This window comes from Bradyrhizobium sp. GCM10028915, assembly GCF_042666195.1.
Taxonomy (GTDB): Bacteria; Pseudomonadota; Alphaproteobacteria; order Rhizobiales; family Xanthobacteraceae; genus Bradyrhizobium; species Bradyrhizobium canariense_D.
Genome location: NZ_JBHTFN010000002.1, coordinates 34408 through 45759, shown reverse-complemented (window position 1 = coordinate 45759; position 11352 = coordinate 34408). Strand labels below are relative to the sequence as shown.

Below are 11352 nucleotides of genomic sequence, written 5' to 3'. Positions count from 1 at the left end.
ACCGGGGGGATCGATCCTCCCGTCGAAATCCACGTCGTAAAACGATGTCCCACCGCTGGTCCAAATTTCGATCCTCCGATACTCTGGCTGTCCGGCCCGCATAGATCTTCGCAACTTTGCAGGTGGGCGGCGCCTTGACGTCAGGGGGTGCCCGGCTTTGGCGAGAAAGGCTTGTACATCTGTGATGGAGATCGCGAAATTCAGCGCCTCCCCCTTAGCTCAATGGAAGCGCGACAAGGATGATCGGTTGTTTCTGCTGGAATGCCCAAGGCGACATCACGGGCTTGTCCTGCGCCGGAGCTTTTGGCGCTTCTTTGCCCTCAAGATAGAGCTCGATCAGCATTTTTAAGCGCGAACATGTCGTCGCGCACCTCAACGGCCACTTTCTGCACGCACACCAAATTCCTGCGCCGGCCGCTCGCCCGGTGTGAAGCCCATAGCGACGACCTATCTCCGTTTTTGATTTATGGTGCGCTCGGAGGAACCGGAGGGACTCAATTTGTCGCGTCGCGCAAAGATCATTTGGATCGTCGGAACGGCGCTGCTGCTGGTGCTGCTGCTGGTCCTCCGGTTTATCCCCTACCCGGCCAGATTTGCGAGCCAGCCGGGGAGGCCAAGGTCGCGAACTGCACCTCTTATCAGCTCCTTCCCTTCATCGTGTTCGAGGTTGCGCAATTCCTGGATAAAATGGGCGGCGCGATTACCGCCGTTGCGACCATTGCGATTGCCATCTTCACGTTCACGCTCAAGCGGGCGACAGACAAACTATGGGAGGCCGGAGAGCGCCAGCTACACCTGCTTGGCGAAACATCGGCCGCTCAGTCCCGGGACATGCAAGCCTCTATCCAGGCCGCCACCGACTCTGCGAACGCAGCAATCACGAGCAATCAGATCGCTGCGACCAATGCCGAACGGCAGTTACGGGCATACGTCACTGTGCAAGACATCAATATGGTGACCCACCGGCTTGCCGATCGCGTAGGCACCCTCCATGACAACATCGTTCCCGGCGCGGTACACCTATCGATTTTCCGTCATTCTGAAGAACGGCGGCATGACTCCGGCGATCAACGCGCGAACCAACATAAGTCACAACAGATTTAATAGCGAAATCCCAGCGGACTTCCACTTTCCTGATTCGACCAATTTCGGCAATGCTCTGATCGGTCCGCAACTGGTCTGGCACACGCCGTCGATTACAATCCAAGCGGCGGAGCTTGAAACACCCTTGGTAGGAGCGTTGCACTATCTTTGGGGATGGATCGAATATGACGATATCTTTTCCAGTACCACACGGCATCGAACGGAATTCTGCTTCAAGATAGAGTGCGAGCGCCTTCAGCCCACGAACGAGTTTTGGGTTGGCTTTGCTCCTCATTCCAAGTTCAACGCCGCCGATGAGGATCGTCTACGGCACATCGATCCTGCCGGTTAGCACCCAGAGGCTAATCATAATTAATCTTGAGAAGATTGAGCTGGTGAAGGCGAAACGTCGACTCTTCAGGCGCGTATCTCACTTCAAAGAATTCAAAATCGCTACGCCGTTCCAGGCAGCATTTCTGGTCAATAATGCGCATGATCCTCAGCCTGTCCGCCAAATCGGTTCTTGCACCGAAGACTATGCCCGACAGATCTTCGAATTTGTATTGCAGGGCCCGCATCGGCTTCTCACGCAAATCGAAACCCGAATGCACTACGGCCACGTGGCGACAGCTATCGGCGAATGAGCGGCGCGAATAAATTCTGCAGGGCTGCATCGTCGAATTTGTCCGCTTCGGAAGTGGACGCGCGAACTGAAGGCGAACTTGATCTCGTCGATCTTCCTTCGACGACGGCGATCCGCTCCATAACCGTTTCCACTGCGCGAGATACGACCGCTGTGCTTACACGCGTTCTAGTTGCTAATTTTTTAAGAGTCTCGATGTGTTCCGTAAGGGTCGATTCCGAGTCGATGCTTTCGACAGTCCTATCTATTTCATCGAACTCTCTTATAATGACCTCGTTAACAGCCTGAGGAATCCCGCTGCCTAAATGCAGCTTCCACTCTTCAACCGCATCTGAGATTTTCTCAAGATCGTCCGGAGCGCAATTGTGGATCATTCCAATCGCAGCGGTCTCGAGGCAATTGGCGAGCTCGCCTGCAACAGTGAACTCGTCAAAATAATCTCCGTCACGCAATTTGGCGATGAGCTCGATTACGTCGTCGCCGTCGCGCCAGGAGTCCAGCCCGTCGACCGGCGCGCGCGCAAGCGCGAGAGCAAGATCTGAAAATCGTTGATCGCCGCTGGATCGATGCCAGGCAATTAACAGCTCTATGCGTTGTGTGTTCGAGAGACCGGTTTGTTGCAACGAATCCCCGTGTTTTCCGGGCGTCTTGATCCATACCGGGAGGTGAAGAAAGTCACCCGCAATCTTGGCGAAGCACGTGGCCACAACTGCAAGGCTATCGGCTGGAAGCCTTATGGTCTTGCAATATGACCAGACCGCTCGTGCAAAGTCCGATTCGACGGCAGAGGCGGCGATCTCACGGAGAAGCGCATGGTCATTGAGATACTCCGTCAGATAATCTCGCAAAGAAGGATTCACAAAACTTACGAGCGGCCCGCTGATCTTAACGAACCCTCCCTCAAGGGTTCGCAGGGCCTCGTCAAAATCCTTGGGTCCGTGCTCTTCGCCATATTTCGCGCAGAGGCGCGGGTGTAGACTTTCATAGGAAAGCTTCAGCTCCTTGAGCCCAACCCCGTATTCGGAGCTAAAAAAGAGAGCGAGCAGGAGATGCTGGCACATCTTCGCGATGTGCGTGCGGAAGGCAATGTCCCATAACTGCTTCGGATTCGTGAGAGCATCGATAAACGCGGCCGGGTAGATCTCCGGCAGAATGTCCCCCACACGGGTGCTATCCGTCATCCAATCGATAATGCGTGGGCTATAGTTCTTGTGATCGACGATCTTGGCGATATGACCGCTTCCGATGAGCGCGCTTATGTGACTCTGCGGCGTTCCCGCGACGAGCAGATGATTGTAGAGAATGCGCGCCTTGATCCGTCTGGTGTAAATGCCGACATCGAGCACATATTTGCTGATATCCAGGCGCTGATCGGCTAAGTACTCGGAAACCAGCCGGGCCTCCTCGAATATGTAGGCCCGCGTGGTCAAAATGAACCGCGCATTTGGGGATTTCCGGACGCGCTTGATAAAGCGCGCGAGATCGGAGTCCTTGTGCGAAAGGGCACTCCGGTCTAGCGCCACCCTTCCGAGAAAATCATCGAAGAAGAAGACCTGTTTCTTCGAATCTTCGATGGCGGCAAAACCGTCATCGAGACTTCGGATCGCTACAAGCTCCCAATCCTCGGCGATATAGGCGTAAGATAGCATCTCGGCGAGCGTGGTCTTACCGACGCCCGGCGGGCCTGAAATGATCACAAGATGATGCGCTTCCAGCGTATCGCGGGCACCATTGAAGCTCGGGTTCGGCGCATAAACACGTACCTTGGCTTCGATTTCTTCACGGGTGATATTATTGACAGTATGCGCAGCCGACCGCAAGACGCGCTCCAATACACCCACGCCTGACAGCCAAAGCTTGATATGAGACTTCTCAGTATCAGGGTATTTCCTGATAAGCCCGTTCAGGTCCCCCGGCCCTAGAATATCACCTTCGCTTTGGAGAGAGGGGCCTATCAGAGCCGCAAGTTCTGTTTTTCTGGGCGGCGTCAGCGCGCGCGATGTTGCAAGCACGTAGCGTGTAGGCGCGAGACGATCAATCGACGAACGCTCCCGTTTGAGTTCTGATTTGAGGCCGGGATAAGTTGAGCCTGCGTAATGTTTGGCCTGAAGGATGATCTTTGCGCCGCCTTTGGCGTGTCGGCCATCCATGCCGCCGTCTGGACCGGCCGCAAACGCCTCGAAACGGATACCAAGCTCGCGGCCGACGAGGTCACGGGCGAGGTCCTCGAAATCGGCTGGCGAAAGGTTTCCGAACTCGTAGGGCATCCTACAGCTCGCTGTAAATCGGGATGGAGACCGCGTGTGCATCGACGCTACCGACCACCTTTTTATCCAGCGGAAGCGTCTTCTTCTGGTCTGACCACACCTGCTTGAATCGCTGCACCGTTTCGGTGGCGGTATCGAGGACAAGCTTTTCAGAAATCTTCGCTTTCGCCGCAAGATGCTTGAGTTCATCTTTGGAAAACTCGGTCATTTTCTTGCTGCGTGAATAGTTCAACGCCATCTTGTCATCCGCAATATAGGGAATGGTCGAAAGCAGATCGTAAGCGGGCGACAATGCTGGCGTTCGCCGGTCGGGATAGATCAGCGACCAGTTCTTAAGGTGCATGTCGGTATTGCCGATCAGCGTACTGAAGACGAGCCTGCGAATAAATTCGGCGACGTCGGCATCACCGGTTTCAATGCCGAGCACACCTGCGATCCCCTTATAATTGACGTGCTCGTATTTCTCGTCCGGCGCGACGCCAAAGACCTGCGCGAAGTCTTCCATGTGAACAGGACCGTCGGCGGTCCGGTCAAACCGCTTGACGGCGAGCGCCTGTCCTTTGAATTCGCCGATGCCCTCGGGCAGTCCATCGATCGCGTTCACGTCGAGCAGCTGAAGGTCCGGTACGTCCATGCCCATGGCCTTCGCGATCGTCATCATCGAATATTCGTTCTCGGGCACGCCCGCGTACTGGTTGGACGGCAGTTTGACGATCCACGATCCGCCGACGCCTTCCACCGGGATGGTCAGGCCGCCCCTCTTGGAATTGCTCTTGAGCGCCGAGAATTTCAGCTGCACACCAGCCAGGGAAAACCGCAGCATGTTGTGCCGCTCGTCCGGCGTTAAGTCCTCTTCGACCTGCGGCGGCAGGGCCTCGCCTTCCGCCGGATGGACCGACAATGCGCCCGGAAGATCCTGACCCAGCATCCACAGCAGGAAGAATTCACGCTTTTCCTTTACGCCCGCGCGCTCTGCGAGATAACGGCGCAGCGGTCCTTCCGGCAACAGGTTAGAGAAAAACGGCGGAAGAACCATGCGGTAGGGCCTGAACGCGGTCAGGAGATTGCCGAACTGGTCTTTGAAAGACAGGCTCAGGGTCGGGCGATCTGGATCGTCGATATAGCTTTGATTGAAGGCAAAGAGCGTCCGGTCCCCCTGCACGAGCGTGAGGGTGGCGATGGGTTTGCCGTACAGATGAACGTCCAGAACCGAGACCTCAGGCATCGTCGTCCCCTCCATCAAAAGAATAGGCCGGACGCGGCGCTTCCACAGGATGCGCGATCCGGTTGCGAAGGCCCTGCAGTACGCCCGCAACATTATCTAGTACGGGCTTTGGTGGCGGGCTGGCCTGATCGTGACGCAAAGTCTCAATGACATCCGTAACGAGGGCGAGGTCGGACTTTGAAAGGCGGACTTGTTTTAGGAAGCGAAGATATTCTGCGATGCGGTCGAGCGCAGCTGAACTGCCGTACTGCTTCTTCTGTTTGGCGATGAGGCGTTCACCCTTGGCAAAAAGGACAGACTGCCCATCTTCCTGGAAGAATTCAGGGGCGGTCGAACGGAGTACACCCTCCACTGCGGGAAGAAGTTTTTTAGGCACAAGCACGACTTCGAGGTCGAGCGCCCGCGCCATTTGGATGAAGCTCGAGAGGCCCGGTTCAAGGCGCCCGGTTTCGATCTGGGAAATGTGCGCCTGGGTCAATCCGGAGCGGGCGGCCAAAGCGCGCTGGCTGATAGCCTCCTTGACACGCTGGCCCTGCACTTCTCGGATAAGCTCCTCGCTTTGGTACGCCATGATAATTATCCTGATCAAAATTGACCCTTGATAATGATATTATATCATTGTTGTGACCGAGTCAAGGATCGATAATTATCCTTATCAGGACGGCTAAATGATAAGTATTCTATATCGCATTGCGTGAAAAATAGGGATATAGACCATGACGAGACCAGCGAGAAAGACACGAAAGCACAGCGCCGGAACGCCTTCAGGCCGGCCCTCGATGACGAGCATCTGATCGCAATAGGTCAGGTCGCCCTGCGTGGGGAGATGCTTGACAATCCGATCGATCTTACTGCCCAACAGGTGATCCAGCGCCACTCCCCGATCGTCCGAAGGAACTGAGCAAGTTCACGACCGCGAAGAAAATCGGCTTGGCCCAGGAAGCTCTACACAGGACATGCCCGAGAGCAGCAACGCGATTGCCGAGTTTTTCGGTGAGCTCTACGCGGCACGATCCGAGAGGAATGACATCGTTCACCAGACCTAGCGGACGACGGATACACGCAGCAATTTCCGTAGGTCGACATCGAAATGATTGAGCGTTCGAGGGACCGTCTCACGATGGCCTTGCGCAACAGGGCCGTCGACGCCGCAATTGTGACCGGCGAACGAGCTCTGCCTGGAGCGAAGTCGATGCCGCTCTGGAGCGAACGCATTTTGGCTGTCTTACCCGCGGACCACAGATTGGCCGAAAGCCGAACCGTTTCGTGGACCGATCTCAGCGGCGAGACTCTCTTGCTGGGTCGCCGAGATCCCGGACCTGCAATTCACGAGTGTCTCATCGCAAAGCTCATGTCCCCAGAAGATCGACCTGAAATCGCATGGCATGATGCGACCCGAGAAACTATCAAGAGCCTGGTTGGCGCGCGTCCGGGTATTGGACTGACACTTGAATCCTCTCTTGGCACGAGCTGCGACGGCGTCGTTTACAGAGAAGTTCAGGATGGCGCTGGTTCGACGCGGATCGGGCTTTCTGCGAACTGGCGAGCAGACAACGAAAGTCCTGCGCTGGCAAATTTCTTGAAGTTACTGAAACAACGCTATCCATCACCGTCCTGATCTGTCTGGGGCCGCAACACCGACGCTCCGCATGGATTGATGAGTAGTGACGGCGATAGAAAGGCAGTAGCGCAACGATATCGAGCGACAGGAACCGGCGCTCGTGTTCTGGCGTAGGAAAAGAAAGGACGGTCGGCCGATCAATGAGAGCCGGGATCGCCTGTGACTGGTGCAGTACTCCCAGGATCGCTTGATTCCATGCTCACTTCCTTAAGGACCGTCGATCCGCTGGAAAGTCGTCGCCCCAGAGCTTCGACAAAGCGGTCGTAGCGCTCACCGCCCTTGGCACGCGCGGCTGGGCTCGACTGCTCGGGCAAGGCCGGGGTAGACGTCAGCCAGAAGCGGACGAACAACGCGATCGTCTCCAGCGTGACACCGTCATTCCGTTCGAGCCGTTCCAGCATGCGTACGATGCGGTCGAGCCGCTTGGCTATGGCCGCCTCCCGCCGGTCGGAGTCGTCCGGCGAGAGGAATGAAGAGATCGCGGCCTCGACGACCAGAGACTTGGGCTTGCCGTGACGTTTTGCGAGAGCCTCAAGGCTGCCGAAGATACCTCGATCGAGGTAGATGCTTAGCTGGACCTTTTTCATGACGACCGCTCAGAGGCCCATTTTGTCGTCAGGGTCGAGGCTGACAGTGCGTGCCATGCCCTGCATCGACCGGGTTAAGGCCGTTGCCTGCACGACCTCGGCGTCGGCATCATCCGGGGCAGTGTCGAACTCGTTTTCGGCAAGCGGAGAGCTGATCACCACTTCTTCATGCTGCGGTAGCTCAGGCTCGCGGCGAATACCGCCATTCGGATCGCGGGTCTTGCTCCTCAGCGAAGCGAGCAATTCGGCTGAAGGCGGAATCGGCTTCTGTCCCGACCATTCATCTGACCGTGTGGTCGATGTGACTGGCTTCGTGCGCGAGGGCGTCAGGATTCGGCGTTGGAGTTGTGGATCCTCATAATATCGAACCTTGCGGGCGCGTATCGGGTGCACCCCCGAAACCATCACAATCGCCTCATCGGGCGAGAGCTGCATGACCTCCCCAGGCGTGAGCAGCGGCCGGGAGGTCTCCTGCCGGCTCACCATGAGGTGGCCGAGCCATGGCGAAAGGCGATGCCCGGCATAGTTCTTCATCGCCCGCATCTCGGTCGCGGTCCCGAGCGCCTCCGACACCCGTTTGGCGGTTCTCTCATCGTTAGTCGAGAACGCGATCCGGATATGGCAATTGTCGAGAATAGCGTGGTTCGGGCCATAGGCACGTTCGAGCTGGTTCAGGCTCTGGGTGATCAGGAAGCTACGGATGCCGTAGCCGGCCATGAAGGCGAGCTGGCTCTCAAAGAAGTCGAGCCGGCCGAGTGCTGCGAACTCGTCAAGCATGAGGAGCAGTTGCTGCCGCGGCCGGGTGGTATCCAGGCTTTCGGTCAAGCGCCGTCCGATCTGGTTGAGCACGAGCCGCATCAAGGGTTTTGTGCGGGCAATATCGGATGGCGGTACCACCAGATAGAGCGAGATGGGACGATCCCCGTCGACGAGCTCCCGGATACGCCAGTCACATCGGCCGGTGACCTTGGCGACGACGGGATCGCGATAGAGCCCCAGGAAGCTCATCGTCGTTGACAAGACGCCGGAACGTTCATTTTCACTCTTGTTGAGGAGCTCCCGTGCAGCCGAGGCGACCACGGGATGAACGCGCTTCCCAAGATGCGGGGTCGCCAGCATTGCATTCAGCGTCGTCTCAATCCGGCGCGATGGGTCCGACAGGAAGTTGGCTACGCCGGCGAGTGTCTTATCGGCTTCCGCGTAGAGGACATGCAGGATCGCGCCGACGAGCAGGGAGTGGCTGGTCTTCTCCCAATGATTGCGGCGCTCGAGGGCTCCTTCCGGGTCCACGAGGATGTCGGCGATGTTCTGTGCGTCCCGCACCTCGCAGTCGCCCTTGCGGATCTCGAGCAGCGGATTGTAGGCGGCACTTGCCGGATTGGTCGGATCGAACAGGAGCACGGGGCCAAAGCGGGCGCGCCAGCCGGATGTCAGCTGGAAGTTCTCGCCCTTGATGTCGTGGACGATGGTGGAGCTCGGCCAGGTCAGAAGTGTCGGAATGACAAGGCCGACGCCCTTGCCCGAGCGCGTCGGAGCAAAGCAAAGCACATGTTCCGGACCGTTGTGCCGCAAATAGTTGCGGCCAAAGCGGCCGAGCACGACGCCGACGGGACCAAGAAGCGCAGCATGCCGAATCTCCCGCGCATCCGCCCATTGCGCCGAGCCATAGGTCGTGACGTTCTGCACTTCCTTGGCCCGCCAGACCGAGAGGAAGATGGCAACGCCAACGGCTGCTATTCCGCCTCCAGCCGCGATGCATGCGCCCTGCATGAAGATGACGGGCGCGTAGGCATCGAATTTGAACCACCAGATGAAAAACGCGGCTGGCTGATAGATTGGCCAGTGCCCGATCATGAACCAGGCGGGACCGAGCTGCGGCTGGAAGGCCAGACGCCAGGCCGTCCACTCGGTCGCCGTCCAGAGGAAGGCGAGCACGACCAGCGAGACGACGATCAGTTGGCTCCAGACAATCTTTGTAGCGGACATGGACCGAGGCAATGCGGCAACGCGTGCTACTAGCGCAACGGCGAACCGCTCGGTGTCGTAGTCGCGCGCAGATTGGCGCGGAGATCGGTGGGTCAAAGCGAGAGGTCGCGCTTGCGGCCGAAACTCCAATCCACCCCGCCTGGACCGGCAATGCCGCTCACCTGCCTGCCCAGTTCACGCTCCAGCGACGGTAACCAGGGCACGAGCTGGAAACCGAGGCCGTTGTCGATCATGGCGAAGCGGCCGGAGGCGAGCGATAGCCTCCGGCTGTAAACCCCCGAAACGGACTCTCCTGGCTCCGCGGGCAAATGCGCCAGCCCGGTTTCGGAGGCCAAGCGCCGCCCCACGGTCTCGAGCTCGCGGTTGCGCAGGATGCCAATCAGGTTGCGACCGAGTGTGACCTTGTCGCCATCCCGGCTGGCGAGGCCCTTCTCTACGAGGGCGTCGATCCTGTGGTCGAGCGCGGCGCGGACTTCGGCGCCGAAACCGGCACGAGAGAAATCGGCGCCTTCACGAGCGACCAGGCGCCGGTCGAGCCAGGTCGCCCCATCCGCCGTCACCTGCTGGTCAAGATTGAGGTCTGAGCGGACAGCCAGCGCGATCCGCTGGCGGCCCCCTGCGTCCTCAAACCGTCGCAGCTCTACAATGCCGCCAACCGGCCCGTCACCCGCGGCCTCGATCTCGGGGAGTTTCAGGTGATGAACGCGCCCATCGACGCCGTCGACGACGGCGAAGGCCGAGCCCCTCAGCTCATCGTCAAGCCCACGTGCGATAAGGCGGCCGATCACGGGTTCGCCATGGCGTTCGCTTTCGAGTGCCCAGGATGACGATGCGCGTGCGGCGCCATCCTTCGTGAGGCTCTTGTGCAGCCGCTTGATAATATCGCCGCGTTCCCCGAGCTCTCGCAGGCGCTGCTCCGCGTCAGCCGCCAGTACCCAGCGCGCCGGCCCGGCCGGCTCGGCCAGGCCCAGCCGCTCGAGGTTGCGCATCCTTCCGATCCGGATCTCACGCAACGGGTCGCGCGCGGCTTCCCGGTCCGGCCGCAGATCAATGACCCCGTCCGCCGCCCCTGTTTCCCGGGCCAGCACCCGATCGAGCCTAGTCCAACGTTCAGCCGTCACTTCCCTGTCCAGGTTTCGGCGGATCTCCAGCTCTGATCGCGGGCCGAGTTCACGCGTGACGAGATCCCCGGCTCGGGCGCGCAAGCCCTTCGAGATATAGTCCCGGCTGATGACAAGGTCCTTGCCGTCATCGCCACGGCCCCTCACGAGGACGTGGATATGCGGGTGCTCCGTGTTCCAATGATCAACCGCCACCCAATCGAGTTTGGTGCCAAGGTCCCGCGAAGCTTGATCCATCAGTTCGCGGGTGAAGGTTCGTAAGCTTTCCAGCTCAGTGGCATCATCGGGCGAGACGATGAATCGGAAATGATGCCGATCGTCCTCGCAGCGCTCGGCGAAGGCGCGGCCGTCGGCCTCATCGCCGCTAGCGTCAAAGAGCTTGCCGGGTGCTCCGTCGCGGGTGACGCCGTCGCGCTGGAGATAACCGATATGGGCACGCAGGGCGCCTGGCGAACGCATCCGGCGCACAACACGCGCCTTGACGATGGCGCTGCGGGCACGGTTATTGAGGAGCCGGGTCGCGGCAAGGCTCGCCGCGCGGCCGCGCCCAAACGTGCTGCCATGGCTGCGGCCACCATGTGAGAGGCCGCCGGCCTTCTGCGCAGCTTTGAGGGCCTGCGCCAGGAACGGTTTTGTCCGAGCCGGGCGCGTCGAGCGGATGCGGCCGGGACGGACGCGGAAATCATCGTTACCGGCCATCGTCAGCTCCGCAGGGTGTCGAAAGCTGAACCAAAATAGCGCGTTGCCGAACGTCGCAAGGTTTGCTGGACATTGGCAATGTTTGCAGCGTGATTTGAATTTGCTGGTGATTCCTGCCCC

Annotated in this window: 11 protein-coding genes; 3 read left to right on the top strand and 8 right to left on the bottom strand. The window is 58.9% G+C overall.

Translation table 11 applies throughout. The features are described from left to right. Window positions 1-214: 214 nt before the first annotated feature. The gene (locus tag ACFQX9_RS01525) at window positions 215-343 is read right to left on the bottom strand and encodes a hypothetical protein (RefSeq protein ID WP_377786234.1); all 129 of its coding nucleotides are present in this window, start codon (window positions 341-343) and stop codon (window positions 215-217) included. A gap of 14 nt (window positions 344-357) precedes the next feature. Here ACFQX9_RS01525 and ACFQX9_RS01520 point away from each other — a divergent pair, with 14 nt between their 5' ends. Together ACFQX9_RS01520 and ACFQX9_RS01515 are read left to right on the top strand one after the other, a co-directional pair. After that, window positions 358-1104 (top strand): hypothetical protein, encoded by a 747-nt coding sequence (locus tag ACFQX9_RS01520; protein WP_377786232.1) that lies wholly within the window; start codon window positions 358-360, stop codon window positions 1102-1104. A 257-nt stretch (window positions 1105-1361) separates the two neighbouring features. Then, the gene (locus ACFQX9_RS01515) at window positions 1362-1727 is read left to right on the top strand and encodes a hypothetical protein (RefSeq protein ID WP_377786230.1); all 366 of its coding nucleotides are present in this window, start codon (window positions 1362-1364) and stop codon (window positions 1725-1727) included. Here the strand turns inward: ACFQX9_RS01515 and ACFQX9_RS01510 are convergent. The 4 genes from ACFQX9_RS01510 to ACFQX9_RS01495 form a co-directional block, all read right to left on the bottom strand. Beyond that, entirely contained in the window at window positions 1714-3993 is a 2280-nt protein-coding gene (locus ACFQX9_RS01510; protein ID WP_377786228.1) for a restriction endonuclease, read from the bottom strand. The genes ACFQX9_RS01515 and ACFQX9_RS01510 overlap by 14 nt on opposite strands. A gap of 1 nt (window position 3994) precedes the next feature. Beyond that, window positions 3995-5218, bottom strand: a complete 1224-nt coding sequence (locus ACFQX9_RS01505; RefSeq protein WP_377786226.1) for a type II toxin-antitoxin system HipA family toxin — start codon at window positions 5216-5218, stop codon at window positions 3995-3997. Next, the gene (locus ACFQX9_RS01500) at window positions 5211-5789 is read right to left on the bottom strand and encodes a helix-turn-helix domain-containing protein (RefSeq protein ID WP_377786224.1); all 579 of its coding nucleotides are present in this window, start codon (window positions 5787-5789) and stop codon (window positions 5211-5213) included. The genes ACFQX9_RS01505 and ACFQX9_RS01500 overlap by 8 nt, the downstream gene beginning before the upstream one ends. 93 nt (window positions 5790-5882) lie before the next feature. Then, the gene (locus ACFQX9_RS01495; protein WP_377786222.1) at window positions 5883-6095 is read right to left on the bottom strand and encodes a hypothetical protein; all 213 of its coding nucleotides are present in this window, start codon (window positions 6093-6095) and stop codon (window positions 5883-5885) included. A gap of 213 nt (window positions 6096-6308) precedes the next feature. On the opposite strand from ACFQX9_RS01495, the gene ACFQX9_RS01490 reads away from it, so the two are divergent. After that, window positions 6309-6836, top strand: coding sequence for a LysR family substrate-binding domain-containing protein (locus ACFQX9_RS01490; RefSeq protein ID WP_377786220.1), 528 nt, complete (start codon window positions 6309-6311; stop codon window positions 6834-6836). 140 nt (window positions 6837-6976) lie between these two features. On the opposite strand, the gene ACFQX9_RS01485 is transcribed toward ACFQX9_RS01490, so the two are convergent. The 3 genes from ACFQX9_RS01485 to ACFQX9_RS01475 all read right to left on the bottom strand — a co-directional run bounded on the left by ACFQX9_RS01485 (window position 6977) and on the right by ACFQX9_RS01475 (window position 11232). Continuing rightward, the gene (locus ACFQX9_RS01485; RefSeq protein WP_377786218.1) at window positions 6977-7426 is read right to left on the bottom strand and encodes a CopG family transcriptional regulator; all 450 of its coding nucleotides are present in this window, start codon (window positions 7424-7426) and stop codon (window positions 6977-6979) included. 9 nt (window positions 7427-7435) lie between these two features. Further along, a complete protein-coding gene (locus ACFQX9_RS01480; RefSeq protein WP_377786215.1) occupies window positions 7436-9412 on the bottom strand; it encodes a conjugal transfer protein TraG in 1977 nt (658 codons plus the stop codon). A gap of 92 nt (window positions 9413-9504) precedes the next feature. Beyond that, on the bottom strand, window positions 9505-11232 hold the full coding sequence (locus tag ACFQX9_RS01475; RefSeq protein ID WP_377786213.1) for a relaxase/mobilization nuclease domain-containing protein: 1728 nt from the start codon (window positions 11230-11232) through the stop codon (window positions 9505-9507). Between the last annotated feature and the right edge of the window lie 120 nt (window positions 11233-11352).

Bases quoted from the DNA above. Each gene is read 5' to 3' on its own strand.
- ACFQX9_RS01525 (WP_377786234.1), bottom strand. From the start codon at position 343: ATGCTGATCGAGCTCTATCTTGAGGGCAAAGAAGCGCCAAAAGCTCCG.
- ACFQX9_RS01520 (WP_377786232.1), top strand. From the start codon at position 358: ATGTCGTCGCGCACCTCAACGGCCACTTTCTGCACGCACACCAAATTC.
- ACFQX9_RS01510 (WP_377786228.1), bottom strand. From the start codon at position 3,993: ATGCCCTACGAGTTCGGAAACCTTTCGCCAGCCGATTTCGAGGACCTC.
- ACFQX9_RS01505 (WP_377786226.1), bottom strand. From the start codon at position 5,218: ATGCCTGAGGTCTCGGTTCTGGACGTTCATCTGTACGGCAAACCCATC.
- ACFQX9_RS01500 (WP_377786224.1), bottom strand. From the start codon at position 5,789: ATGGCGTACCAAAGCGAGGAGCTTATCCGAGAAGTGCAGGGCCAGCGT.
- ACFQX9_RS01490 (WP_377786220.1), top strand. From the start codon at position 6,309: ATGATTGAGCGTTCGAGGGACCGTCTCACGATGGCCTTGCGCAACAGG.
- ACFQX9_RS01485 (WP_377786218.1), bottom strand. From the start codon at position 7,426: ATGAAAAAGGTCCAGCTAAGCATCTACCTCGATCGAGGTATCTTCGGC.
- ACFQX9_RS01480 (WP_377786215.1), bottom strand. From the start codon at position 9,412: ATGTCCGCTACAAAGATTGTCTGGAGCCAACTGATCGTCGTCTCGCTG.
- ACFQX9_RS01475 (WP_377786213.1), bottom strand. From the start codon at position 11,232: ATGGCCGGTAACGATGATTTCCGCGTCCGTCCCGGCCGCATCCGCTCG.